This is a genomic window from Streptomyces sp. IBSNAI002, from assembly GCF_052244475.1.
In the GTDB taxonomy this organism is placed as follows: domain Bacteria; phylum Actinomycetota; class Actinomycetes; order Streptomycetales; family Streptomycetaceae; genus Streptomyces.
Genome location: NZ_JBQPXG010000002.1, coordinates 4,087,155 through 4,112,282, shown reverse-complemented (window position 1 = coordinate 4,112,282; position 25,128 = coordinate 4,087,155). Strand labels below are relative to the sequence as shown.

Genomic DNA, 25,128 nt, shown 5'->3' with positions numbered 1-25,128 from the left:
GCCACTGCCGGAATGGAAAACACGAGAACATGAGCACACTTGAAGAGAATTCACCCGCGTTCATCCTCGCGAATGGACTGTACGCATCGGTTACTACCGGCACATACGACGCTACTGTCTACGAGAGCGATCTCTGGCAGCACATGCGAATTCATTGGGGAACCCATCCCACCCCCGAGTGGGAGACCTCCATGGATGCCGAGGTGAAGAGTGTACTCGATCAGCTCAAGAAGGTATGCGAGCAGAATCACTTCGAAATCGGAACATTCCTTCAGACCACTCTTCCCGCAGCGCTCCATCAGATCCTTCCGCACGGTTCAGGGCGGCAGGATCACCAGAAACATCAGAAGGTCGAGAAGGAGCCGGTCACTGGCCCCTCAAACGGCGGAGACAAAACATGGATCCCCAGCAAGGCCGAAATAGACGACCTGGCTAACTACTTCTCCACGTGCAACGCACTGGAGGAAATTGCAGAGGACGGTGAGGGCTTCATGCACCCGGACTTCTATTTTGCAGTGCTTAAGATGCTGAACAAGAGTGGTGACTTCGACGTCGCCGCGGAGGCCACCCCTGGAATTTTGGTTGCCGAGAGCAGCGACGGCGTGACCATCGAGAGTATTAAGGGAAACGTCGTGGTGCAGTAGCCCGCCGGTATCGCCGTACACGAACGCAGGCCACCGAGGATCTCACAGCATTTTCGAACCATCGAAAATCATCGTCTCTCACACGAACCTCACGTCACCAATCTAAGGAGAGAGTTCTCTTCCATGGAACCAACTACCACCACCACGATCCTTTGGCAGCTCGTCGGAGCAAGCAAGAACATGGTTCCGATCGACTACCCGATCGACATGCAGCCAACAATCCAGCAGGATGCCTTCGGCACGGGGCTTGACGTAAATCGGAACGGGACCTGCCTCGCATCGAAACAGATGTCGATTCGGTTCACATACGAAAAATTCCACAGCGCCCTCGCGACCACAAACGCGAAGAACATGCCTAAGCGGGCTCTTGTTTTGGCCGCCATGAAGGCGAATCTGGAACGACTTGAGAAGCAGTACGGAAAGTTCGACGAGGACGTCGCACGCCAGAAGCTCAAAATTCAGGAATACAAGAAGAAGGTACGTTTTCGGGTGCCGATCGAGATCAACTTCGATCTGACTCAGTACGAGAGGCTGGTGCACACGGATTTCGTGCGCTGGCAGGCCAAAATCGAGGGCTTGGCGAGCCAGCCTGGTTACGCCGGGACCCCCCTACCCGACTTCGACGGCGAGAAGATTTCTAGGTACTGCAAAATCGGCAGCGTCTCCGTCCACAGCGGGGGCCATGCCAAGAAGAAGAACTCCAACTCCGAGAAGTTGCTAATGAAGATCCATGTGATCTGCGACGGCCCGCATGACAACGAGGGCATGGCGACTCGAAACAAGCGGCTCATCCGCATCAAGGTAGACGTCACCTCCCCCGGCGTCTTGGGCTGGGGCGACAAGGTGGAGGAAAATTTCGAGCTCGCCTATTGGGCAAGTATCGACGCGGGCGTAGAGAAGGTCGAGAGGACGACCCTGGTGGCCCTTGGCCACGATGACGATGACGATGACGGTGACGATGACGACCAGCCTCACTGGCGTCATGACGTTGATAGTCGCACGAAAGCCCACTTCAAGGATGCATCGACTGAATCTCTCAAGCATTTCCGGGAGAGGCAGGCCAAGGGAAAGGAGGGAAAGAAGGTGAAGAAGAAGGAAGATAAACTCGATAAGCGCGCACACCAGAACAGCTACGAAAACATCACCATCCCTCCACGGAATCATGCTCAGCCAATTGGCGAAATGTCAGAAGCAGCCGTCTGGGAGATCATCCGAAGGGCTTTCGGTGAAAAGAAGACCGGATACCGCACGGCAATCGCCGCCATGGAAGTAGAATATAAGATGCGCCGCGGAGTCAACATCGGACTTTCTGATAATGTGTTCGACTTTGCGATCATTCAGTTCAAGCGGGTGTACCATGCGAACATTCCAGTGACCGGCGACCTGTTCGATCTGTTTAGATGGGCAGACAGGAGGAAGGAAACATTCCTCCTTAAGCCGGTATTCGACCTTATTCTGCGAGGACGGGACAATGAAGCGTGGATGGAGCTCGAGCGGCTAAAAATATCAGAATCCAAGCGAATCGGCCAGCTCATGGAGGTTGCACCCCTGTTCGGCTATCAGATTCCCGGATCTGTCACAGGGTTCTGGACGAATACTGGGTTCTGCGCGGCACTGCGCACCGCCGCAGGAATTATTGAATCTCCGCCCGAAACCCCTCGCACCCCCAAGGGGAGGACCCACGACATATCCGAAACCGATGAGCGCAGGATCATCGAAGTTCTGCCGGACAGCAGCGAAGACGGCGTGAATCTTTCGGATTACACCTGATAGTCTCGATCTTCATGACGGCCCGTCGATTTCATCGACGGGCCGTCTCTGTTACTTTTCGACCTGGACAACACTCTGATCGACCGTACCGCGGGCCTTGAGGACTGGGCCCGTGGTTTCGTGCGCTCACGTGCTCTGCCCCATAAGGCAGAGGCCATCATCTGTGATCCGCTCAGCGAGCGGGCACACCCTGAGGACCTCGTGGACCTGCGGGCGATTTTCCATCTCGGCGATGACCCGGAAGATCTTTGGCACGACTGCGTCGATGGCGTCGCGCACTCGGTGCGCTGCTTCCCTGGGGCCCGGGAGGGGCTCGAGCCCTACGCCGCGCGGGGTGGACCGACATCGCGACGAACGGCGCGGGTGACATCCAACGCGCCAAGCTCGCTGCGACCGGTCTCGCCCCGCTCTTCCACGGCATCTGTGTGTCGGGGGAAGCGGGGGTACGTAAGCCGGAGCGTCGGTTCTTCGAGGCCGCGGCGGCTGAGTGCGGATTGGCTCTCAACGACGGGGGATGGATGGTCGGCGACAATCCCGAGACAGACATGGTCGGGGCGAGGACAGTCGGACTGCGAACGATGTGGGTGGCCGCCGGCCACATCCAAGACCGCTGGTTCAAGACCAAGACCGACGCCGAGGGCAAGCCCGTACTCAACGGGAAGGGCAAGCCTGTACAGGAGCGGACCGACCGCTACGGCAAGGGGATGCGCTACCGCGCGCGCTACATCGGCCCTGACGGGTCGGAGAAGTCCCAGAGCTTCCCCGACGGGCAGAAGCGCCTCGCCGAGGACTGGCTGACGAACGTCAAGAAGGACATGGCGGACGGCACCTATGCCGACCCGGGCGCGGCCAAGAAGACGTTCGGCCAGTACGCCGAGGAGTGGCTGTCCTCGCAGGGAGGGGAGGTCACGACGCGTGAGTCCACCCGGACCTGCATTCGAAAGCACTCGATTCCGTACCTGGGCGGCCGCCCGCTCAACTCGTTTCGGCCGCAGCACATTCGGACGTGGCTCGCGGAGCTGGAGAAGAACATCGAGTCGTCCTCGTACAGGGCCGCTATCTTCCGCTGCGTCTCCACGGTTCTCAGCGCCGCTGTGGACGACGGTTACATGCGTACGAACCCGTGTCGGGCCCGGAGCGTTCGGGCCCCGCGCGCCACGTCCGGACGCGTGCGGCCGTGGCTGCCCGAGACCGCCCGCCTGGTCCGGAAGGGCCTGCCCGAGCGGTATCAGACGATGGTGGACTTGGCCGGAGGCGCCGGGATGCGGCAGGGCGAGGTGTTCGGCCTGGCCGTCGAGGACATCGACGCGGAAGGCGGTTGGCTGCACGTGCGATGCCAGGTGAAGCAGGCGCGCAGCACCCTGATGTTTGGTCCGCCCAAGGGCGGCAAGGAGCGGGACATTCCACTGCCCGAAGGTCTCGGGGAGCGCCTTGCGGAGCACTGCCGGAAGTTCCCGCCACAACCGGTCACGCTGCCGTGGCAGACGCCCGATGGCGCAGAGGTGACCCGCAAGCTCGTCTTCCTGCGCGATGGCAAGCCTCTCGCCGTACACCGGAACGTCTTCAATGCATCCGTGTGGAAGCCCGCGCTCGTGGGGGCCGGGCTCCTCCTTGACGAGAAGGACGAATGGGGCCGCTACCCGGCAGCCCGAGAGCACGGGATGCACGCCCTGAGGCACATGTACGCTTCCGTGCTGCTCGATGCGGGGGAGAACATCAAGGCGCTCGCGTCGTACCTCGGACACCACGATGCGGCGCTGACCCTCCGGATCTACGCACACCTCATGCCGAGCAGCGAGCACCGCGCCCGAAGGGCCGTAGACGGGGCCATTTTCGGCTCTCACGGCCCAGAGACGGCCCAGAGTCCGGAAGGATCTTCCGGCGACGTCGCCGAGTGAACGCAGAACGGGCCCTGTCCCTCCCGAATACCACCGGGAGGGGCAGGGCCCGCAGCGTGGGCCAGGGACCGTACAGCCTACGGAAAGTACAGGTCAGAGGGGTCAGTGGCCGCCCTGCGCCTCCAGGCGCTTGTACGAGGCCTCGATCTCGGCCTCGGCCTCGGTACGGCCGACCCAGTTCGCGCCCTCGACCGACTTGCCCGGCTCCAGGTCCTTGTAGACCTCGAAGAAGTGCTGGATCTCCAGGCGGTCGAACTCGGACACGTGGTGGATGTCGCGCAGGTGCTCGACTCGCGGGTCGGAGGCCGGCACGCACAGCAGCTTGTCGTCGCCGCCCGCCTCGTCCGTCATGCGGAACATGCCGATGGCGCGGCACTTGATCAGGCAGCCCGGGAAGGTCGGCTCGTCGAGGATGACCAGCGCGTCCAGCGGGTCGCCGTCCTCGCCGAGGGTGTTCTCGACGAAGCCGTAGTCGGCCGGGTAGCTGGTCGAGGTGAAGAGGCGACGGTCCAGACGGATCCGGCCGGTCTCGTGGTCCACCTCGTACTTGTTCCGCGAACCCTTGGGGATCTCGATGGTGACGTCGAACTCCACGTCCTGCTCCTCCATGATCAGCTTCAGCAGTCCCAATCGCTTCGGGACGGCATTTGATTCAAATACGCGCGCGTCCGGCCCCACCCTGCGGGTGGGGTGCCATGCTCGCGGCAAGACGCAGTGGTTAAGTGTCCCTCACGCATATGTGTGATCGCGAAAGGGGCTGGTCCGAGGTGCCATTGATCAAGACGTGGCAGCTCATCGCGGGCTCGGCCGCCGCCGGCCTCGCCCTGTCGGCGGCGGTCGTGACCGCCTCCGGTCCGTGGGACTCCGGCCAGCGTAAGGCCGAGCGGGACAGGGCCGCCTCCTGGAGCCTTACGGGTGGCGCAGATCACGGTGACGGCCCCGGTTCCGGCACCTTCCCGCAGGCCGCCCCCAGTGCCCCCGGCGTGCTCGGCGCGATCGGCCCCGGAGCCCCGCGCCAGCAGGCGGCCGCGGCCCCCGAGGGCCTCGCCGCGGCGCTGCGGCCGCTGCTCGCCGACCCCGCGCTCGGCACCGTCCGCACCGCCTCCGTCGTCGACACCGGCACCGGACAGGTGCTGTACGAGTCGGGCGCGCGGGACGCGATGACCCCCGCCTCCACCATCAAGATCGCCACCGCGGCGGCGGCCCTGGCCGCGCTGGGGCCCGAGCACCGGATCCGCACCGCCGTCGTGCCCGGCGCCGCCCCCGGGCAGATCCTCCTCGTCGGCGGCGGCGACCCCTCCCTCACCGCCCAGAAGAAGAGCCCCGCCGGATCCGGCGGCAGCCTCGTCGCCCTCGCCGCCGACACCGCGCAGGCCCTCAAGGCCGCCGGCACCGACAGCGTGAGCCTGGGCTACGACGACGGCCTCTTCACCGGCCCCGTCCGCCACCCGATCGGCGAGAACCCCAACATCGCGCCCGTCACCGCGCTGATGGCCGACGAGGGCCGACCCGACCAGTCCACCTCCGGGCCCGTGGCGCGCACCGGCGACCCGTCCAAGGACGCCGCCGGGGCCTTCGCCGCCCTGCTGACCGAGCGCGGCGTGAGGGTCACCGGCGCACCCGCCCGGGCCAAGGCCCCCGAGGGCGCCCAGCCGCTGGCGGCCACCCACTCCACCCCGCTGGCCGGACTCGTCGAGCGGATGCTGACGCACAGCGACAACGACATCGCGGAGGCCCTCGCCCGCCAGACCGCCCTCGCCTCCGGCCATCCCGCCAGCTTCGAAGGCGGCGAGAAGGCCGTCACCGCCCGGCTCGCCGCCCTCGGCGTCGACGTCTCCGGCTCCCGCTTCGCCGACGGCAGCGGCCTCAGCCGTGCCGACAAGGTCAGCCCCGGACTGCTGACGGCCCTGCTCGCCAAGGCCGCCGACCCGCAGCGGCCCGAGCTGCGGCCCGTCCTCACCGGCCTGCCCGTCGCCGGATTCACCGGCACCCTGCGCGCCCGCAACTCCGGCACCTCACCGGCCGCCGGGCTGCTCCGCGCCAAGACGGGCACGCTGACCGGAGTGAACTCCCTCGCCGGCACCGTCGTCGACCGCTCCGGCCGGCTCCTCGCCTTCGCCTTCCTGACGGCGGGCAGCACGGACGCCCCGGCCGCCGAGAAGGGCCTCGACAAGCTGGCCGCGGCGGTGGCGGCCGCGCCGTAGGGGGTCCGCCCGGGCGCCGGTCCACGTACGGTTGACGCATGACGAGCATCGGTGGTGCGGAGATGGTCGACTGGAACCTCGCGGTGGCGACCGCGACCCGGCTGGTGCGTCCCGGCCCGGAGGTCAGCCGGGACGAGGCCCGGGCCGTCGTCGCGGAACTGCGCGGACACGCCAGGACCTCGGAACGGCACGTACGCGAGTTCACCCGGATGATCCCGGACGGGACACCCGTCAACGACACGCCCGTCCTGGTCGTCGACCGGGCCGGCTGGGTCAAGGCCAACGTGGCCGGCTTCCGCGAGCTGCTCCAGCCGCTCCTCGGCAAGATGCAGGACCGCCGGGCCGGCACCCCGGGAGCGGCCGTCTTCGGCGCGGTCGGCGGCAAGGTCACCGGCGTCGAGCTGGGCATGCTGCTGAGCTTCCTGGCCTCCCGGGTCCTCGGCCAGTACGAGACCTTCGCGCCGGTCTCCCGCGACCTGCCCGGCTCCGCGGCCGGCGGCGGCCGGCTGCTGCTCGTCGCCCCGAACATCGTGCACGTCGAGCGCGAGCTGGAGGTGCACCCGCACGACTTCCGGCTGTGGGTCTGCCTGCACGAGGAGACGCACCGTACCCAGTTCACGGCCGTCCCGTGGCTGCGCGACCACCTCGAGGGCGAAATCCAGACGTTCCTCGGCGCCACCGAAGTCGACCCGGTCACCGTCCTGGAGCGGCTGCGCGAGGCCGCCCAGTCCTTCTCCGGCGCCCGCCCCGACGCCGAGCGCGGCGACGAGGGCCGCTCCCTCGTCGAGATCGTGCAGACCCCCGAGCAGCGCGAGGTGCTGGGCCGGCTCACCGCCGTCATGTCGCTGCTGGAGGGCCACGCCGACTTCGTCATGGACGGGGTCGGCCCCCAGGTGGTGCCCTCGGTCGCCGAGATCCGCGAGAAGTTCCAGCAGCGCCGGGCCAGCGGCGCGGGCCGCCTGGACGCCGCGCTGCGCAAGCTCCTCGGCCTCGACGCCAAGCTGCGTCAGTACCGCGACGGCGAGCGGTTCGTGCGCGCCGTCGTCGACCAGGTCGGCATGGACGGCTTCAACCGCGTCTGGACCTCTCCGAACACACTGCCGACGAAGTCCGAGATCGCCAGGCCGGCGGAGTGGGTGGCCCGCGTACACCGCAAGGGGAGCGAAGAGAGCGAAGAGGCGTGACGCAGGGGGCGTAAACATGTCTCGTTGGGGGAAGCAGCATCACCCGTCCGAGGGACCGTGGGCCGTGGAAGGGCGTGCGATGCTCGGGGAACGGCTCGGCTCTGTCACCATCGACGCACTCTGAGTGACATACCCGCCCTGCGGGGGCCGCCTCCCGGCACCCCCGACGCACCACCCCCGACGCTCCACCCCCCGAAGCCTCCGAGGCATCCGAACTCCATCGAAGGGCACCGGACATGGGTCCCCATCCTGCGGTCGCGGCGATACGCCTGGCGGTCCGCCGCGCACTCCACGACGTCCTCACCGACCTCACCGACCACCCCCGGATTCCGTCCGGTGCCGGCACCGTCGCCGGCCCCCGCACCGCGACCGGGACCCTGCCACTCGTCCTCGTCGCCTGCTCCGGCGGCGCCGACTCCATGGCGCTCGCCTCCGCCCTGGCCTTCGAGGCGCCCAAGCTCGGCATCCGGGCCGGCGGCGTCACCGTCGACCACGGACTCCAGCCCGGCTCCGACCTCCGCGCCGCCGAGGTCGTCATCCGCATGACCGCCCTCGGCCTCGATCCGGTGGAGTCCGTCGCCGTGCGCGTCGGCCGCGACGGCGGTCCCGAGGCCGCGGCCCGCGACGCCCGCTACGGCGCCCTGGACGAGGCCGCCGACCGGCTCGGCGCCTCCGCCGTGCTGCTCGGCCACACCCGGGACGATCAAGCCGAAACCGTCCTGCTGGGCCTCGCCCGCGGCTCCGGCATCCGCTCCCTCTCCGGCATGGCGGAGGTCAGCGGCGGACCCGGCCGCAGCCACCGCTACCGCCGCCCCTTCCTCCAGGTCGACCGGCAGACCGCCCGCAAGGCCTGCATGGTCCAGTCCCTCCCCGTCTGGGACGACCCGCACAACATCGACCCCGCCTACACCCGCTCCCGGCTGCGCCACGAAGGACTGCCCGCCCTGGAGAAGGCGCTGGGCAAGGGCGTCGTCGAAGCGCTCGCCCGCACCGCCCAGCTCTCCCGCGACGACGCCGACGCCCTGGACGCCTGGGCCGCCGAGGCGGAGAGCGGCGTACGCGACGAGGACGGCCGTCTGGAGTGCGCCAAGCTGTACGCCCTGCCCCCGGCCGTCCGCCGCCGGGTGCTGCGCAGGGCCGTGGTCGCGGCCGGTTCCCCCGCGGGCTCCCTCTTCGCCCGCCACATCGAGGAAGTCGACCGCCTCATCACCGGATGGCGCGGTCAGGGCGCCATCAACCTGCCCGGCCGGGTGGAGGCCCAGCGGCAGGGTGGCAGACTTGTCATCCGGCAGGGCTGATTGGTGCTGAAACACGGCTGAGTCCTCCGGGGGCACCCCCGGAGCCCCGGCCGACAACGAAAGTGATGCGGGTGGACGAGAAGGACATGGGCGGCGACCTCCAGTCGGTGCTCATCACCAAGGAAGAGATCGACGCGAAGCTGGCAGAGCTGGCCGCGAAGATCGACGCGGAGTACGCGGGCAAGGACCTGCTCATCGTCGGCGTCCTCAAGGGCGCGGTGATGGTGATGGCGGACCTGGCGCGCGCCTTGTCCACCCCGCTCACCATGGACTGGATGGCGGTGTCCTCGTACGGCGCCGGGACCCAGTCCTCCGGCGTGGTGCGGATCCTCAAGGACCTGGACACCGACATCAAGGACAAGCACGTCCTGATCGTCGAGGACATCATCGACTCGGGCCTGACGCTGTCCTGGCTGCTGTCGAACCTGGGCTCGCGCCAGCCGGCCTCCCTCGAGGTCGTCACGCTGCTGCGCAAGCCCGACGCCGCCAAGGTCGCGATCGACGTGAAGTGGGTCGGCTTCGACATCCCGAACGAGTTCGTCGTCGGCTACGGCCTCGACTACGCGGAGAAGTACCGCAACCTGCCGTTCGTCGGCACGCTCGCCCCGCACGTCTACGGCGGCTGACCCCGCTCCCGCCGCCGCCCCCGGGGCGCCCCGGAAGCTCCGGGGAACCTGGGGGCGATTCCCGCCGTTGGAGCAGGGGAAGGCGGGTCTGTCAGCCGTCCCACGAGGCCGCGGGTGACAATACAGGGGTACATTCCGAAGAACAGTCTTTACTCACAGCAGCATTTACCTACGGGCAGGAGGGACGGGGCGCTCTGCGCCCCGTATGGATGGACGTGAAGCGATACTTCCGTGGGCCGGTCATGTGGATCGTGCTGGCCGTCCTCGCCGTGGTCGTGTTGATGAATGTCGTCGGCTCCGGCGGCGGCTACAAGTCGGTGGACACCAGCGAGGTCATCAAGGCGATCAACAGTGGCCAGGTGGAGACAGCCAAGCTGACCACCGGCGACAGCCAGATGATCAAGATCGAGCTGAGCGACGGCCAGAAGCTCGGCAAGCACGACGGCACCAAGTTCCAGGCCAACTACATCGGGGATCAGGGCGTACAGCTCGCCCAGAACCTCCAGACCAAGTACGAAGCCGGTCAGATCCCGGACGGCTACTCCGTCACTCCGGACAAGACCAGCCCGTTCCTGAGCGTGCTGCTCTCGCTCCTGCCCTTCGTCCTCATCGTCGTGGTCTTCCTGTTCCTGATGAACCAGATGCAGGGCGGCGGCTCCCGAGTCATGAACTTCGGGAAGTCCAAGGCCAAGCTCATCACCAAGGACACCCCGAAGACGACGTTCGCCGATGTCGCGGGCTCGGACGAGGCCGTCGAGGAACTCCACGAGATCAAGGAGTTCCTCCAGGAGCCGGCGAAGTTCCAGGCCGTCGGCGCCAAGATCCCCAAGGGCGTGCTGCTGTACGGCCCGCCCGGCACCGGCAAGACCCTGCTCGCGCGCGCCGTCGCGGGTGAGGCCGGTGTCCCCTTCTACTCGATCTCCGGTTCCGACTTCGTCGAGATGTTCGTCGGCGTCGGTGCCTCGCGTGTCCGCGACCTGTTCGAGCAGGCCAAGGCCAACGCCCCGGCGATCGTCTTCGTCGACGAGATCGACGCCGTCGGCCGGCACCGCGGTGCGGGTCTCGGCGGCGGTCACGACGAGCGCGAGCAGACCCTCAACCAGCTGCTGGTCGAGATGGACGGCTTCGACGTGAAGGGCGGCGTCATCCTGATCGCCGCCACGAACCGTCCCGACATCCTCGACCCGGCGCTGCTGCGCCCGGGCCGCTTCGACCGGCAGATCGCGGTCGACCGCCCGGACATGCAGGGCCGTCTGGAGATCCTCAAGGTCCACCAGAAGGGCAAGCCGGTCGCCCCGGACGTCGACCTGGGCGCTGTCGCCCGTCGCACGCCCGGCTTCACCGGTGCCGATCTCTCCAACGTCCTGAACGAGGCCGCGCTGCTCACGGCCCGCTCGGACAAGAAGCTGATCGACAACCACTCGCTGGACGAGGCCATCGACCGTGTCGTGGCGGGCCCGCAGAAGCGGACCCGGATCATGTCGGACCGGGAAAAGAAGATCACCGCGTACCACGAGGGCGGACACGCCCTGGTCGCGGCGGCCTCCCCGAACTCCGACCCGGTCCACAAGATCACGATCCTGTCCCGCGGCCGGGCACTGGGCTACACCATGGTCCTGCCCGACGAGGACAAGTACTCGACCACGCGCAACGAGATGCTCGACCAGCTCGCGTACATGCTGGGCGGGCGCGCGGCCGAGGAGCTGGTCTTCCACGACCCGACCACGGGCGCGGCGAACGACATCGAGAAGGCGACGGCGACGGCCCGCGCGATGGTCACCCAGTACGGGATGACCGAGCGCCTCGGCGCCATCAAGTTCGGCGGCGACAACACCGAGCCGTTCCTGGGCCGCGAGATGTCGCACCCGCGGGACTACTCGGAAGAGGTCGCGGCGCTGGTCGACGAAGAGGTCAAGAAGCTCATCGAGACCGCGCACAACGAGGCCTGGGAGATCCTCGTCGAGAACCGCGACGTTCTCGACAACTTGGTCCTCGCGCTGCTGGAGAAGGAGACGCTGAACAAGGAGCAGATCGCCGAGATCTTCTCGACGATCGTGAAGCGTCCGGCCCGCCCCGCGTGGACCGGCTCCTCCCGCCGCACCCCCTCCACCCGTCCGCCGGTGCTCTCGCCCAAGGAGCTCCAGCTGACGAACTCGGCGAACGGCACGTCGGCGGCCACCGCCGTCACGCCGGTCTCGACGGAGAAGGGCATCGAGGTGGCCCCCGAGGACCGCCCTGAGGCCTGATCCACCCGGAATGGAAGCCGCGCCCCCCAGGTTCTAGCCTGGGGGCGCGGCACTTTTACAGGAACGAGGAAGCAATGACGGACCCAGTGACCCTGACCGGCGACGAGGGCACGATCGGCGTGTTCGACGAGAAGCGCGCCGAGGCGGCGGTCCGTGAGCTCCTGATCGCGGTCGGCGAGGACCCGGACCGCGAGGGCCTCCTGGAGACCCCGGCGCGCGTGGCGCGGGCGTACCGCGAAATTCTGGCCGGTCTGCGGCAGCAGCCGGAGGACGTCCTGACCACGACGTTCGACCTCGGCCACGACGAGATGGTCCTGGTCAGGGACATCGAAATCGTATCCCTGTGCGAGCATCACCTGCTGCCGTTCCATGGTGTCGCCCATGTCGGCTACATCCCTGCGGAGACCGGCAAGATCACGGGCTTGTCCAAGCTGGCTCGCCTCGTGGACGTCTTCGCGCGCCGTCCGCAGGTTCAGGAACGACTCACCACGCAGATAGCCGACTCCCTCATGAGGATCCTGGAGGCACGAGGTGCGATCGTAGTGATCGAGGCGGAGCACATGTGCATGTCGGTCCGAGGCATCCGCAAGCCGGGCGCCAAGACCACCACGTCGGCGGTGCGAGGCCAGCTCCGCGACCCCGCGACGCGCAGTGAGGCCATGAGTCTCATCATGGCCCGCTAGGCGCATTGTCAGTGCGGCCCGCTACGGTCCCCTTCCGTGACGTCACCGAGGGGGACCGATGTGCTGGGGTCTACCGAGGCAGCAGACGGTCAACGCCGTGAGCGGGCGGCTCCGGGCGTGTGATGTCCGACAGCTGCTGTGGACACCGGACGGATGGACGCACGCCGGTGATGCGGTCGGCACCGTGGTGGCCTGGTCCCACGCGCGCAAGCTCTGCCGGGAACGGCTGTCGATCCAGCCGGGGTACCAGTTCGGCTACCTGGTCGGGGCGACGTGCTCAGACGGCACGGTGGGCAAGTACAGGTTCGCGCTCACCCCGCACCCGGGCTTCCTGGTGAACGGACACCTGGCCCGAGTGCCCTGGGATACCTAGGCCCGGGCCGGGGCCTCCGGGGTGTCGTCGTCCTCCGGGAGTTTGAGGACGTGCTCCAGGAACAGGGCCGCGGCGATGACCGCCGCGCCCGCCAGGACCGAGAAGCCGGCGTACCAGGCCTGGTCGCGGCGGGCGGGCACGTCGAGGGCCTCGGTCAGCAGGAAGACGCCGACGCCGCCGTAGGCGCCCGCGACCAGGGCCGCGACCAGCGCGCTGGCCTGGCCGAAGACGACCGCACGGGCCGCCATCAGCGGCTCCACGCCCTTGGCCTCCGGCCGTCGCTCACGCTGGGCCTTGAGCCGGGAGCGCATCGACAGCGCCGTCGCGAGCAGGACCGCCGCGATGACGCCCAGGACGATGGGGGCGGCCAGCGGAACGCCCGGCAGGGTGCCGTACGCGTTCCACAGCCGAGCGCCCGCCCAGCACAGCACCCCGGAGGCGGCGAAGATGCCCGCCAGGACCGCCGGCCTCAGTTGCTTCACTTGCCAGATCCCCGCTTTCTGCGCCAACCGTCAGCAGTCCACAGGGTAACGACTACTCCGGCAGGCGGAGTTCCAGGTCGGGGCGCGGCGTGATGCCCGTCAGGCCGATTCCGGCCAGGAGGGCGCTGACGCCTCCGTGGCCCGGGATCTGGGCCTCCGGGTCGATGTCGTGCCACGGGGCCAGTACGAAGGCGCGCTGGTGGGCGCGCGGGTGCGGCAGGGTGAGGACCGGGTCGTCGGAGACCACCTCGGCGTACGAGACGATGTCGACGTCGATCGTGCGCGGGCCCCAGCGCTCCTCGCGGACGCGGTCGAAGGCCTCTTCGATGGCGTGGCCGCGCTCCAGGAGCGAGGACGGGGGCAGCGTGGTGCGCACCTTGACGACCGCGTTGAAGTACGCGGGCTGCGAGCCGGGCTCGACGCCCCACGGCTCGGTCTCGTAGACGGGGGAGACGGCCTTGACCCGCAGGCCCGGGGTGTCGCCGAGGGCGTCGATGGCGCCCTGCAGGGTCTCCAGCCGGTTGCCGAGGTTCGCGCCGAGCGCGATCACGGCCCATTTCGGGTTGGACAGCGTGGTGTCCGCCGCGTCGACGGTCTCGACGACCGAGGCGGGTACCGGCTGGACGGTGGGGTCGCTCTGTGCGTTCAGTCCGTTGTTCATGCGCGGCTCCGGGTGATCGTGATGGTCACGTCGTCGAAGGGGACGGTGATGGGTGCGTCCGGTTTGTGGACGACGACCTCCACCTGTGCCACCGCTTCGTGCTTGAGGCACTGCTGGGCGATCCGCTCGGCAAGAGTCTCGATCAGGTCGACGGGCTCGCCCTGGACCACGTCGACGACCTCCTCGGCGACGACCCCGTAGTGCACGGTCTTCGCCAGGTCGTCTCCGGCCGCCGCGGGGCGGGTGTCGAGGTGCAGCACCAGGTCGACGATGAAGGTCTGGCCCTCCTCGCGCTCCCGGGGGAAGACGCCGTGGTGCCCGCGAGCCTTGAGGCCGCGCAGCGCGACACGATCCACGCGAATCACTCCTGCTTTCGTAGGTTCTTCCGGTCCCGGGACTCCCCGGGGCCATGGGCCTACGCCGAGTGCGGTCGGCGTCGTCCGTCTTCGAATTTACCTGCGAAATACTCCCGACCCCGCCGGAGGGGTCAGGAGGCGTCCTCCTCCTCGTCCTCGTCGGACTCCGTGAGCACCGGTGAACCGTGGTGGGACCAGAGCCGCCAGCCCTCGGATGTGCGTCGGAACACATTCGTGGCGACGACCAGCTGGCCGACGAGCGGGCCGAGTTCCCCGCCGTCCTCGGCGGGTCCGCCGCTGAGGATGTTCTCGGTGCAGGTGACGAGGGCGGTGTCGCCGATGACGGCGACCTTGGTGTCGGTGAGGAAGAACTGGATGTAGTCGGTGTGGGACATGATCAGCGCGTACGAGCGGAGTACCTCGCCGCGTCCGGAGAGGACCGGCCAGCCGGGGTGTACGCAGGAGATCTCGTCGTCGAGCCAGAGTGCCGACAGGGCGTCGAAGTCCCCCTGCTCCATGGCCTCGTAGAAGGCCGTGTTGACCTCTTCGACGGCTTCGATGTCGGTTCTGCTCACAGGGCTCCTTCTCGTTCGGTGGTCACAGCGCTCCTTCCACGGCCCGGGCCACCCGAACCGCGTCCGCGGTCGCCCGTACCTCGTGGACCCGTACGGCCCAGGCGCCCTGGTGGGCGGCGATGGCCGAGACGGCGGCCGTGGCGGCGTCGCGTTCGCGGGCCGGCGGCGGTGCGGCGTCGGAGCCGCCGGCCAGGACCCGGCCGAGGAAACGCTTCCGCGAGGCGGCGACCAGCAGCGGGAAGCCGAGGGCGCGCAGCTCGGGCAGGCGGGCCACGAGGGCCAGATCGTGCTCGGCGTTCTTGGCGAAGCCCAGTCCGGGGTCGACGAGGAGCCGCTCGGGGGCGATTCCGCCGTCGACGACGGCGTCGATGCGGGCGCGGAGCTCGGCGGTGACCTCGGCGAGTACGTCCTCGTAGACGGCGAGGCGGTTCATGCCGTCGCTGAAGCCGCGCCAGTGCATCACCACGAACGGGACCTCGGCCGCGGCGACCGCCGGGATCATGCCGGGGTCGGCGAGCCCGCCGCTGACGTCGTTGACCAGGAGCGCGCCGGCGGCGACGGCCTGTGCGGCGACGGAGGCGCGCATGGTGTCCACGGAGACGGTGACGCCCTCGGAGGCCAGGCCGCGCACCACGGGGACGACCCGGCGCAGCTCCTCCTCCTCGTCGACGCGGGAGGCGCCGGGGCGGGTGGACTCGCCGCCGACGTCGACGAGGTCGGCTCCCTGGGCGGCGAGGTCGAGGCCGCGCTTGACGGCCGCGGTGGTGTCGAACCAGCGGCCGCCGTCGGAGAACGAGTCGGGGGTGACGTTGACGACGCCCATGACCGCGCAGCGGTCCCAGTCGGGCAGGCCTGTGACCTGGCCCCGGGGGGCCGGACCGCGGTTGCTGTTCATGGGTTCAGGGTAGAGCCCTCGGCTCGGGGCGCCTCCATCGCCGGCGGGGCCGGGGGAGGCCGTGAACGCCCGCTGGCGGGGGACCCCGGCCCAGCGGGCGGTGCGGGCGGGTCAGGCCGCCCGGACCTCGCGTTCCTGCTGCTTGGGGACGGTCGCCACGTGGTGGTTGTGGGCGCAGGTGCGGACCGGCTTGGGGCGGCGGCGGCTGGCGAACAGGCGGGGCAGTGCCAGCGTGACGAAGCCCTCGGCCTGCATGGCGGCGAAGCCGATGCGGGGCAGGTCGCGGGTGGTGCGGAAGACCACGAAGCGGGGCTCCCAGCGGGGGCGGAACTTCGCGTTGAACTTGTACAGCGACTCGATCTGGAACCAGCGGGACAGGAAGACCAGCAGGTTGCGCCACATCCGCAGCACCGGGCCGGCGCCGATCTTCTCGCCGCGGGCCAGGGCCGAGCGGAACATCGCGAAGTTCAGGGAGACCTTCTCGATGCCGAGGGCCGGGGCGGCCTCCAGGGAGGCGACGATCAGCAGCTCGTTCATGCCGGGGTCGGCTGCGCGGTCGCGGCGCATGAGCTCCAGGGACATGCCGTCCTTGCCCCAGGGCACGAAGTGCTGGATGGCCTTGAGGTCGCCGAAGGGGCTGGTGTCGCCCTCCTCGTCGCGGTGGGCGGTGGCGATGAAGCAGTCGCCGTCGCCCGGGTCGCCGACCCGGCCCAGGGCCATGGAGAAGCCGCGCTCGGTGTCGGTGCCGCGCCAGGCTTCGGAGGCGCCGCGCACCTGCTCGAGCTCGGTCTCGGTGAGCTCGCTGACCCGGCGGACCTTGGTGGTGTAGCCGTTGCGTTCGATGCGCTTCACCATCTGGCGGACATTGCGCATGGCGCGGCCGGAGAGGGAGAAGTCTTTGACATCGACAATCGCCTCGTCACCCAGCTCCAGCGCGTCGAGCCCGGTCTCGCGGGTCCAGACCTCGCCGCCGGTCTCGCTGCATCCCATGACGGCCGGGGTCCAGGAGTGGGCCTTGGCCTCTTCCATGAACCGCTCGATGGCGCCGGGCCAGGCCTCGACGTCGCCGATGGGGTCGCCGGAGGCGAGCATCACGCCGGAGACGACGCGGTAGGTGACGGCGGCCTTGCCGCTGGGGGAGAAGACGACGGCCTTGTCGCGGCGGAGCGCGAAGTGGCCGAGGGAGTCGCGGCCGCCGTGCTTGGCGAGGAGCTCGCGCAGCTTGACCTCGTCGTCCCCGGTGAGCCGGGCTGCCGGGTGCTCGGGGCGGAAGGCCAGGTAGATGGTGGTGAGCGCGGTCAGCATGCCGAGGGCGCCGAGGGAGTACCCGACGGTCCAGGACACGCGGCCGGCGTAGTCCACGGGGCCCTCGAAGCCGAAGAGCCCGACGACCACGTGCTTGATCTGCTCGTAAAGGCCGGGGTTGCCGACGACCTTGCCCGGGTGGACGTTCACGATGACCAGGCCGAGCCCGATGGAGCCGGCGCTCATCAGGACGAAGTTCGCGAGCGCCTTCCAGCGGCTGCGCGGGTCGGGCAGGGCCTTGAATTCACTCTGGTGGCGCAGCAGCAGGGCCAGCAGCACCGCCGCGATGACCACGCCGATGATCGAGTGCCGGTACATGAACTGCGCCACGGCGCCGGCGGGGAGCAGGACCACGGCGGCCCGCCAGGCCCGGCGCTTGTGGCGCTTGAGGCCGTGGGCGAGCAGCAGGAGCAGTACGCCCGCGCTGATGGACAGGGCCGCGGCGAAGGGGCCCAGGGAACCGGGCAGCACCTCGGTGACGGCGTGGATCCGGCTGTGCCGGAACCGCGGGAAGACGCCCGCCGCGATGTCCAGAAGGCCGACGATCGTGACGGCCGTACCTACGAGGCCGGGCACGGTCTCCGGTCGTGGCCCGCGGAGGATTCGGCGGACCCGCTTCGGAACCTGTCCGGACTTATCGCCATCTATCCTGCTAGACATCGCTTCCCGTTGCTCCGCGAGAGATCATGTGGCCGAAGGCCGCGACAGCCTCCGGGTGTGGTGCGTCCATTAGGACGACATCGACGGGGAGCGGGTTCACTCTTCCGTCGGAAATTTCCAGTCCTGCCATCAGAAAGTCGACTGTCTGCTCATGGGTCTCACCAGTAATACGGTTCTGGCGCTGGCCGTCCTCGCCGGTGTGCTGCTCTTCGCCGCCACGGTCTGGTTCTGGCCGAAGCTCTCGGGCCGCACCTGGCGCGCGTTCGCCGGCCGGATCGGGCTCCTGCTGGCGACCCAGCTGGCGCTCTTCTCGGCTGTGGGTCTCGCGGCGAACAAGTCGTTCCTCTTCTACGGTTCCTGGGCCGACCTGTTCGGGCAGGAGACGTCCGTGGGCAAGGTCGTCGACCACTCGATGAGCAGCAAGGACATCAAGGTCGTCGACAAGCAGAAGCTGGACGTGCCGGGCGGCGCCAAGCCCCACGTGGGCGGACAGATCCTGAAGGTTGCCATATCCGGGCAGAAGTCGAAGATAACGAGCCCGGGCTACGTGTGGCTCCCGCCGGAGTACTTCCAGCCGCAGCACAAGGACGAGAACTTCCCCGCGTCCATCGTCCTGACCGGGTACCCGGGCACCGCCGAGAACCTGATCAAAGGGCTCGACTACCCGATGAAGGCCTTCAGCCTGTCCAAGGCGGGCAAGATGAAGCCGATGATCCTGGTCATGCTGCGGCCGACGATCGCGCCGCCGCGTGACACCGAGTGCGTGGACATACCCGGCGGCCCGCAGACGGAGACCTTCTTCGGCGTGGACCTGCCGCAGGCCATCCAGGACACCTTCCGGGTGGGCAAGGAGCCCAGGAACATGGGCTTCATCGGCAACTCGACCGGCGGTTACTGCGCCCTGAAGATCGCCGCGCACTATCCGCAGACCTTCGGCGCCGCCGCGGGTCTGTCCGCGTACTACGACGCCCCCGACGACCCGACGACCGGCGACCTGTTCCACGGTGACGAGAAGCTGAAGGAACGTGCGAACGTCCTCCAGAGCATCCGGGACAAGGAGCCGACGGGTACGTCCTTCCTGGTCACCAGCAGCGAGGTCGGCGAGCCGAACCTCGCCGACACCAAGAAGTTCATCAAGCTGGTCAAGGGCCCGGACCGGGTCTCTTCGATCATCCTCGACAGCGGCGGCCACAACTTCAACACGTGGCGCCGCGAGATCCCGCCGATGCTGACGTGGATGAGCGGCCGCATCCAGGCCTGACGGCCGTGCGAGCGCGAGGCAGAGGGGAAGGGCCCGACTCCGGTCGGGCCCTTCCCCCTTTCCCGTGGTGCTCAGGTCTCTTGCAACTGGGCGCGGCGCAGGGCCCGGTGGACGCCCTCCGGGGTCAGTACGCCGACCAGTTCGCCGGAGTCCGGGTCGGTGACCCCGATCCGGCCCGAGTCCTCCTGGAGCAGGGCGGCGAGCGCCTCGCGCAGGCTCGCGCCCAGCTCCACGGCCACGGGCGGGGCGGGGGCGCGGGCGTCGGCGGCGGCCAGGTCGGCCGGTCCGACCGTGGTGACCGCGAGCCGCTTGAGGCCGCGGTCGGAGCCGACGAAGGAGGCCACGTAGTCGGTGGCGGGCGCGGAGAGCACCGCGGCCGGGCTCGCGAACTGCTCGATGGTGCCCGCCCCGTACACCGCCATGCGGTCGCCGAGCCGGATCGCCTCCTCCAGGTCGTGGGTGACCAGCAGGATCGTCTTGCGCACGGTCTTCTGCAGCGTGAGGAACTCGTTCTGGAGCCGCTCGCGCACCACCGGGTCCACCGCGCCGAACGGCTCGTCCATCAGCAGCACCGGCGGGTCGGCGGCGAGCGCGCGGGCCACGCCGACGCGCTGGCGCTGGCCGCCCGACAGCTGCTCCGGGTACCGGCCGCCGTACACGGCCGGGTCCAGGCCCACCAGTTCGAGCAGCTCCGCCGCCCGGGCGCGGGCCTTGGCCTTGGGCGTGCCGATGAGCTGGGGCACGGTCGCCGTGTTCTCCAGCACCGTCTTGTGCGGGAACAGCCCGACCTGCTGGATGACGTAGCCGATGCGGCGGCGCAGCTCGACCGGGTCGGCGGCGGAGATGTCCTCGCCGCCGAGCAGGATCCGGCCGGAGGTCGGCTCGATGAGGCGGTTGACCATCTTCATCGTGGTCGTCTTGCCGCAGCCGGACGGTCCCACGAGCGTGACCAGCTCACCCTCCGCCACTTCGAAGGACAGGTCCTCGACGGCCGTCGTCCCGTCGGGGTAGCGCTTGGTCACATGCTCGAATCGGATCACATCCCCATCCTTCCCTACCCGTCCGCCCTGACCGGCGAAGGATTCATGAGGAGAGTGTTACGTCGCTGCGAAGGGATCCGGCCATTGTCGGTGGCTGGGGTTAGGGTCGCTCTTGTACGTGGGCCGGTGACGGGGGGTGAGGGCATGGCGGGGCAGAACTGCCTGGTGGCGAACGACTGGATCTGCTGGGAGTACGTCTCCTCCCGCTCCCAGGAGCTCACCGACGCCACCCTCGAGCACATCTGGATCACGGGTGTGTCGGTCGTCATCGGCATCGCGGTGTCCGTCCCGCTCGCCCTGCTGGCGCGGCGCGGCCGGCGCTGGGCGGCGCCCGTGCTCGCCGTCACCACGCTGCTCTACACGATCCCCTCGCTGGCCATGTTCTCCCTGCTGCTGCCCGTGTTCGGGCTCTCGGCGGCGCTCGTGGTGACCGGCCTCGTGCTGTATTCGCTGACCATCCTGGTCCGCAATCTGCTGGCCGGGCTGGAAGCCGTCCCCGAGGAGGTGCGGGAGGCCGCGCGCGGCATGGGGTACGGCCCCGGGCGGCTGCTGTGGCAGGTCGAACTGCCCCTGGCGCTGCCCGCGCTGCTCGCCGGGGTACGGATCGCCACCGTCTCCACGGTCGCGCTGACCACGGTGGGCTCCATCGTGGGCAAGGGCGGCCTCGGCAACCTCATCGCCCCCGCCGTGAACAGCTCCTTCAAGGCCCAGGTGCTCACCGCCTCGGTGCTGTGCGTGCTGCTCGCGCTCGTCGCGGACCTGCTGCTGCTCGGCGTACAGCGGCTGCTCACGCCGTGGACCCGTCCGGCCCGGCCCGGGCGGAGCGCCCGCAGGGCCCGGTCCCTGAAGGAGGCCTGAGGCGATGGGCGTGCTGGGAGGGGCCTGGGACTGGCTGGCCGACGGTGCCAACTGGTCGGGGGAGAGCGGCGTCTGGCACCGGCTGGGCGAGCACGTCTACGTCAGCGGGGTCGCTCTGGCGATCGCCTGCGCGGTGGCCCTGCCCGTCGGCCTGTACCTCGGCCATCTCGGCAAGGGCGGCGCCCTCGCCGTCAACGTCTCCAACATCGGCCGCGCCGTGCCCGTCTTCGCGGTGCTCGCCCTGTTCATGGTCTCCCCGCTGCGCAACGCGGGTTATCTGCCGACCATCGCCGCGCTCGTGCTGTTCGCCGTTCCGCCGCTGCTGACGAACGCGTACGTCGGCATGCGCGAGGTGGACCGCTCGGTGGTGGAGGCCGCCCGGGGCATGGGCATGTCCGGCGGCCAGCTCTTCTTCCGGGTGGAGCTGCCGCTCGCCCGGCGCCTGGTGATGACCGGCCTGCGCTCGGGCGCCGTGCAGGTCATCGCCACGGCCACGATCGCGGCGATGGTCGGCCAGGGCGGTCTCGGCCGGATCATCACCGCCGGATTCAACACGTACAACACCGCGCAGGTCGTCGCCGGCGCCCTGCTGGTGGCGGCGCTGGCCCTGCTGGTGGAGGGCGCCCTGGTGGCGGCGGAGCGGCTGCTGCCGCGGCCGGCGGGCGCCCCGTCCCGCTGACCCCTTTCCCCGCCTCGAACGGAGTACCTCCATGAGCAAGACCACGCGCGTCCTCGGCGCGTCCCTGGGCGGCCTCGCCCTGACGGTGTCGCTGGCCGCGTGCGGCGGCGACAGCCTGGAGAAGAGCAAGGACGGCGGCTCGGCCTCCGCCGCCTCCGGGGGCGACAAGGGCGCCCTGGTGATCGGCGCGGCCGGGTTCACCGAGTCCAACGTGCTGGCCGAGCTGTACGCGCAGGTCCTCAAGGACGCGGGCTACAGCACGTCGATCAAGACGGTCAACAACCGCGAGCTGTACGAACCGTCGCTGGAGAAGGGCGAGATCGACGTCGTCCCGGAGTACGCGGCCACCCTCGCGGAGTTCCTGAACGCCAAGGTGAACGGCCCCAAGGCGCCCGAGGAGAAGCCGGTCGCGTCGAGCGACGTCGCGGCGACGGTGGCGGCGCTGGAGAAGCTCGCGGCCCCGCTCGGCCTGAAGGCGCTGCCCGCCGGTCCGGCGGTCGACCAGAACGCCTTCGCGGTGACCAGGGAATTCGCCCAGAAGAACAACCTGAAGTCCCTTTCCGATCTTGGAAAGTCCGGGCTGAAGGTGAAGATCGCGGCGGGCGACGAATGCGCCGTCCGCCCGTTCTGCGCCCCCGGGTTGACGAAGACGTACGGAATCCAGGTTTCCGGTATCGACCCCAAGGGTGTCGGCACCCCGCAGGCCAAGCAGGCGGTGAAGGACGGTACCGACCAGCTGGTGCTGACCACCACCACGGACGCCACGCTCGACAGCTACGGTCTGGTCCTGCTCGAGGACGACAAGAAGCTCCAGAACGCCGACAACGTGCTGCCGGTGGTCAACGCCAAGGACGCGGGCACCCCCGAGGTCGCGGCCGCGCTCGACAAGCTGACCCGGGTGCTCACGACGGCCGACCTGGTCGACCTGAACCGCAAGGTGGACGCCGAGCGCGCCAAGCCGGCGGACGTGGCGAAGGCCTACCTGGAGTCGAAGGGCCTTCTCAAGAAGTAGCGGTTACCGGGTTGATGGAGAATTGTGGGTTAACTGCCCGGCAAGAGATTGCCGGGCGGGTACCCCACATGGCCTCCACGCCCTGTAAATTTCAGGCCATGCCCCGTGGACGCCACCGCAATCCCGAACCCCTGCACCGGCTGCTCACGCCGACGGCCGTCGCCGGTGTGTCCCTCGCCAGTGCCGGCGCGGCCTGGCTGCTCGCGGAACCAGTGGCGCTCAGGCTGCTCGTGGCCCTCACGGCCACCGCCGGGGTCGCGGGCGCCGTCATGATGCGCGCATGGGACCGCTCGGCGGGCCGCCGCGTGGCGGAGCTGGCGCGCGAGCGCGTCAAGGACGAGTGGCGGACGGACGAGCGGATAGCCGAGCTCGAGTCCGACCTCGAAGAGGCCCGGATGCTGCGCGCCAGGCTGGACGCCAAACTGCGCGCCAAGCGCGTCGAACTGGCCGGACTGCGCGGCGAGCACGCGGCGCTGCTGCGGCGGTACGCCACCGCCGAGACCGAACGGGCCAGTGCCCTGGAGGGCCGCCGGCTGCTGGCCATCGAGGCCACCGCGGGCCCGGCCGCGGCACCCAGGGAACTCACGGCGGGCTCCGAGGAGCGCACCTCGGCGGGCGCGCCCACCGCGGTCGGCTACGCCCGCGCCCACGCGGCGCTGAGCGCGCTGGCCCGCAAGGAGCGGACGCGCGCACTGCCGCCGGCCGCTTCCGCTCCGGCCCCCTCCGCTCCGGCTCCGGCCGCCGCGGCCCGGGCCTCGGTCCCGGCCCGCCGGCCGGCCGCGGCGGTGGCCCCGTACGCGGCGCAGCGGCGCACCGCCTCGCGCGCCGAGGGCGGCTTCGACTTCTTCGGCACCAAGAACGCGGCGCAGGCCCGCGCGGCGATCGAGGCGGTCCAGAACGAGGACTTGGCCGACGTGGTCGGCGCGGAGGCCCTCGCGGTCCACGAGGCGGAGTCGGCGCGCACCCCGGCCGCCGGACCGGCGACGCCGGACGAGGCGGCGGCGGACGGGGCGCCCGAGGACGCGGCACCGGCGGACGCGGCGCACGCCGCGGCCCAGGTCATCGACCTGACCGCGCACGACGAGACCGAGCCGATCGACGTCGCCCGGCTGCGCACCGCCATCTCCTAGGGCATGTCGTCAAACTCCCGTCGTCGCCCGGAGGGCGGCCGCGGGGCAGACGGGAGTTTGACGACAGGCCCTAGTGTTCTGAATCTGGAATTCTGTTCAGATGTAGGCTTTTCGGTATGGCGATGGGGAGGCCGAAGGCCGAGTTGGTGCTCACGGATGAGGAGCGGGCCGCGCTCGAGGGCTGGGTGCGGCGCCGCTCGACACCGCAGGCCTGGGCCTTGCGTTGCCGGATCATCCTGGCCAGTGCCGAAGGTGCGACGAACAAGGACGTCGCGGCCTTGGTCGGTTCCACACCTCAGGCGGTGGGTCGGTGGCGAGCCCGGTTCGTGCAGTACCGCATCACGGGCCTGGGGGACATGCCACGGTCGGGCGGCCCGAGGACGGTGACGGACGAGCAGGTCGCCGCCCTCGTCACCAAGACGCTGGAGTCGACGCCGAAGGGCGCGACGCACTGGTCCACGCGGTCGATGGCCAAAGAGACCGGCCTGTCGCAGTCGACGGTGTCCCGTATCTGGCGGGCGTTCGGTCTGCAGCCGCACCGGTCCGAGACGTTCAAGCTGTCCACGGACCCGTACTTCGTCGACAAGGTCCACGATGTCGTCGGCCTCTACCTGGACCCGCCGGAGCGGGCCCTGGTTTTCTGCGTGGACGAGAAGTCGCAGATCCAGGCCCTGGACCGGTCCCAGCCGGTGCTGCCGATGATGCCGGCGGTGCCCGAGCGGCGGACGGCCGACTACGTCCGGCACGGCACCACCACGCTCTTTGCCGCACTCGAAGTCGCCACCGGCAAGGTCATCGGATCCCTGCACCGCCGCCACCGGGCCGAGGAGTTCAAGAAGTTCCTGGTCAAGCTCGACAAGGAAATGCCGGCCGGCCTCGAGATCCACCTCGTGCTGGACAACTACGCCACCCACAAGACCCCGGACATCAAGAAGTGGCTGCTGGCGCACCCCCGCTTCCACCTGCACTTCACGCCCACCGGATCCTCCTGGCTGAACCTGGTGGAGCGGTGGTTCGCCGAGTTGACCACCAAGCGGATACGGCGAGGTGTCCACAAGTCCGTGCAGGCCCTGGAGAAGGACATCCGGGACTGGATCGCCACCTGGAACAGCGACCCGAAGCCCTACGCCTGGACCAAGACCGCGGACGACATCCTCGAACGACTCGCCAGCTATCTGAACAGAATTCCAGACTCAGGACACTAGTAGGGCTTTGTTAGGTGCTGTCGTAGGGCTGCCAGGGGACGGTTTGCTGGCATGTGGGGCAGGCGCCGGTCCAGGTGGCGAGT

The 25,128-nt window shown here is 69.1% G+C and carries 25 protein-coding genes; 16 read left to right on the top strand and 9 right to left on the bottom strand.

What is annotated here, in order from left to right:
• Positions 1 to 29: 29 nt before the first annotated feature.
• Together ACTVZO_RS19825 and ACTVZO_RS19820 are read left to right on the top strand one after the other, a co-directional pair.
• Positions 30 to 644 carry a hypothetical protein gene (locus ACTVZO_RS19825; RefSeq protein WP_443299664.1) on the top strand — a complete coding sequence of 205 codons (615 nt, stop codon included), beginning with the start codon at positions 30 to 32 and terminating at the stop codon, positions 642 to 644.
• Positions 645 to 767: 123 nt separating this feature from the next.
• Positions 768 to 2,414: a hypothetical protein gene (locus tag ACTVZO_RS19820; protein WP_443299663.1), complete on the top strand. Its 1,647-nt coding sequence runs from the start codon at positions 768 to 770 to the stop codon at positions 2,412 to 2,414.
• A 126-nt stretch (positions 2,415 to 2,540) separates the two neighbouring features.
• On the opposite strand, the gene ACTVZO_RS19815 is transcribed toward ACTVZO_RS19820, so the two are convergent.
• Entirely contained in the window at positions 2,541 to 2,693 is a 153-nt protein-coding gene (locus tag ACTVZO_RS19815; protein ID WP_443303433.1) for a hypothetical protein, read from the bottom strand.
• Between ACTVZO_RS19815 and ACTVZO_RS19810 the strand changes: the two genes are divergently transcribed.
• Entirely contained in the window at positions 2,663 to 4,312 is a 1,650-nt protein-coding gene (locus tag ACTVZO_RS19810; protein WP_443299662.1) for a tyrosine-type recombinase/integrase, read from the top strand. The genes ACTVZO_RS19815 and ACTVZO_RS19810 overlap by 31 nt on opposite strands.
• A 102-nt stretch (positions 4,313 to 4,414) precedes the next feature.
• Here the strand turns inward: ACTVZO_RS19810 and ACTVZO_RS19805 are convergent, their stop codons facing one another.
• Positions 4,415 to 4,906 (bottom strand): inorganic diphosphatase, encoded by a 492-nt coding sequence (locus ACTVZO_RS19805; RefSeq protein WP_364852626.1) that lies wholly within the window; start codon positions 4,904 to 4,906, stop codon positions 4,415 to 4,417.
• 173 nt (positions 4,907 to 5,079) lie between these two features.
• Here ACTVZO_RS19805 and dacB point away from each other — a divergent pair, with 173 nt between their 5' ends.
• The 7 genes from dacB (at position 5,080) to ACTVZO_RS19770 (ending at position 12,926) form a co-directional block, all read left to right on the top strand.
• Positions 5,080 to 6,516, top strand: a complete 1,437-nt coding sequence (gene dacB / locus ACTVZO_RS19800) for a D-alanyl-D-alanine carboxypeptidase/D-alanyl-D-alanine endopeptidase (protein WP_443299661.1) — start codon at positions 5,080 to 5,082, stop codon at positions 6,514 to 6,516.
• A 38-nt stretch (positions 6,517 to 6,554) separates the two neighbouring features.
• On the top strand, positions 6,555 to 7,700 hold the full coding sequence (locus tag ACTVZO_RS19795) for a zinc-dependent metalloprotease (protein WP_443299660.1): 1,146 nt from the start codon (positions 6,555 to 6,557) through the stop codon (positions 7,698 to 7,700).
• A 236-nt stretch (positions 7,701 to 7,936) separates the two neighbouring features.
• Positions 7,937 to 8,998 carry a tRNA lysidine(34) synthetase TilS gene (gene tilS / locus ACTVZO_RS19790; protein WP_443299659.1) on the top strand — a complete coding sequence of 354 codons (1,062 nt, stop codon included), beginning with the start codon at positions 7,937 to 7,939 and terminating at the stop codon, positions 8,996 to 8,998.
• 65 nt (positions 8,999 to 9,063) lie between these two features.
• The gene (gene hpt / locus ACTVZO_RS19785) at positions 9,064 to 9,624 is read left to right on the top strand and encodes a hypoxanthine phosphoribosyltransferase (RefSeq protein ID WP_362394741.1); all 561 of its coding nucleotides are present in this window, start codon (positions 9,064 to 9,066) and stop codon (positions 9,622 to 9,624) included.
• 209 nt (positions 9,625 to 9,833) lie between these two features.
• On the top strand, positions 9,834 to 11,870 hold the full coding sequence (gene ftsH / locus ACTVZO_RS19780) for an ATP-dependent zinc metalloprotease FtsH (RefSeq protein ID WP_443299658.1): 2,037 nt from the start codon (positions 9,834 to 9,836) through the stop codon (positions 11,868 to 11,870).
• A gap of 74 nt (positions 11,871 to 11,944) precedes the next feature.
• Positions 11,945 to 12,553: a GTP cyclohydrolase I FolE gene (folE, locus tag ACTVZO_RS19775; RefSeq protein WP_443299657.1), complete on the top strand. Its 609-nt coding sequence runs from the start codon at positions 11,945 to 11,947 to the stop codon at positions 12,551 to 12,553.
• 97 nt (positions 12,554 to 12,650) lie between these two features.
• On the top strand, positions 12,651 to 12,926 hold the full coding sequence (locus ACTVZO_RS19770; RefSeq protein ID WP_443299656.1) for a hypothetical protein: 276 nt from the start codon (positions 12,651 to 12,653) through the stop codon (positions 12,924 to 12,926).
• Here the strand turns inward: ACTVZO_RS19770 and ACTVZO_RS19765 are convergent.
• The 6 genes from ACTVZO_RS19765 to ACTVZO_RS19740 all read right to left on the bottom strand — a co-directional run bounded on the left by ACTVZO_RS19765 (position 12,923) and on the right by ACTVZO_RS19740 (position 17,860).
• The gene (locus ACTVZO_RS19765; protein WP_443299655.1) at positions 12,923 to 13,408 is read right to left on the bottom strand and encodes a DUF3180 domain-containing protein; all 486 of its coding nucleotides are present in this window, start codon (positions 13,406 to 13,408) and stop codon (positions 12,923 to 12,925) included. The two genes, ACTVZO_RS19770 and ACTVZO_RS19765, sit on opposite strands and share 4 nt — an antisense overlap.
• Before the next feature lie 52 nt (positions 13,409 to 13,460).
• Positions 13,461 to 14,069 carry a 2-amino-4-hydroxy-6-hydroxymethyldihydropteridine diphosphokinase gene (gene folK / locus ACTVZO_RS19760; protein ID WP_443299654.1) on the bottom strand — a complete coding sequence of 203 codons (609 nt, stop codon included), beginning with the start codon at positions 14,067 to 14,069 and terminating at the stop codon, positions 13,461 to 13,463.
• Complete coding sequence (gene folB, locus ACTVZO_RS19755) at positions 14,066 to 14,425, bottom strand: dihydroneopterin aldolase (protein WP_030010912.1); 360 nt, start codon at positions 14,423 to 14,425, stop codon at positions 14,066 to 14,068. The genes folK and folB overlap by 4 nt, the downstream gene beginning before the upstream one ends.
• 131 nt (positions 14,426 to 14,556) lie before the next feature.
• Positions 14,557 to 15,000: a nuclear transport factor 2 family protein gene (locus ACTVZO_RS19750; protein ID WP_443299653.1), complete on the bottom strand. Its 444-nt coding sequence runs from the start codon at positions 14,998 to 15,000 to the stop codon at positions 14,557 to 14,559.
• Between the two features lie 22 nt (positions 15,001 to 15,022).
• Complete coding sequence (gene folP / locus ACTVZO_RS19745) at positions 15,023 to 15,895, bottom strand: dihydropteroate synthase (protein ID WP_443299652.1); 873 nt, start codon at positions 15,893 to 15,895, stop codon at positions 15,023 to 15,025.
• A gap of 111 nt (positions 15,896 to 16,006) precedes the next feature.
• Positions 16,007 to 17,860, bottom strand: a complete 1,854-nt coding sequence (locus ACTVZO_RS19740) for a phosphatidylglycerol lysyltransferase domain-containing protein (RefSeq protein WP_443299651.1) — start codon at positions 17,858 to 17,860, stop codon at positions 16,007 to 16,009.
• Between the two features lie 151 nt (positions 17,861 to 18,011).
• On the opposite strand from ACTVZO_RS19740, the gene ACTVZO_RS19735 reads away from it, so the two are divergent.
• A complete protein-coding gene (locus ACTVZO_RS19735; protein ID WP_443299650.1) occupies positions 18,012 to 19,121 on the top strand; it encodes an alpha/beta hydrolase-fold protein in 1,110 nt (369 codons plus the stop codon).
• Between the two features lie 71 nt (positions 19,122 to 19,192).
• On the opposite strand, the gene ACTVZO_RS19730 is transcribed toward ACTVZO_RS19735, so the two are convergent.
• Positions 19,193 to 20,161, bottom strand: coding sequence for an ABC transporter ATP-binding protein (locus ACTVZO_RS19730; protein WP_443299649.1), 969 nt, complete (start codon positions 20,159 to 20,161; stop codon positions 19,193 to 19,195).
• A 144-nt stretch (positions 20,162 to 20,305) separates the two neighbouring features.
• Between ACTVZO_RS19730 and ACTVZO_RS19725 the strand changes: the two genes are divergently transcribed.
• The 5 genes from ACTVZO_RS19725 (at position 20,306) to ACTVZO_RS19705 (ending at position 25,045) form a co-directional block, all read left to right on the top strand.
• The gene (locus ACTVZO_RS19725; protein WP_443299648.1) at positions 20,306 to 21,019 is read left to right on the top strand and encodes an ABC transporter permease; all 714 of its coding nucleotides are present in this window, start codon (positions 20,306 to 20,308) and stop codon (positions 21,017 to 21,019) included.
• Positions 21,020 to 21,023: 4 nt separating this feature from the next.
• A complete protein-coding gene (locus ACTVZO_RS19720) occupies positions 21,024 to 21,698 on the top strand; it encodes an ABC transporter permease (protein WP_443299647.1) in 675 nt (224 codons plus the stop codon).
• Positions 21,699 to 21,729: 31 nt separating this feature from the next.
• Positions 21,730 to 22,710, top strand: coding sequence for an ABC transporter substrate-binding protein (locus tag ACTVZO_RS19715; protein ID WP_443299646.1), 981 nt, complete (start codon positions 21,730 to 21,732; stop codon positions 22,708 to 22,710).
• Between the two features lie 98 nt (positions 22,711 to 22,808).
• Positions 22,809 to 23,840, top strand: coding sequence for a hypothetical protein (locus tag ACTVZO_RS19710; RefSeq protein ID WP_443299645.1), 1,032 nt, complete (start codon positions 22,809 to 22,811; stop codon positions 23,838 to 23,840).
• Between the two features lie 122 nt (positions 23,841 to 23,962).
• Positions 23,963 to 25,045, top strand: a complete 1,083-nt coding sequence (locus tag ACTVZO_RS19705; RefSeq protein WP_443303152.1) for an IS630 family transposase — start codon at positions 23,963 to 23,965, stop codon at positions 25,043 to 25,045.
• Positions 25,046 to 25,128: the final 83 nt, after the last annotated feature.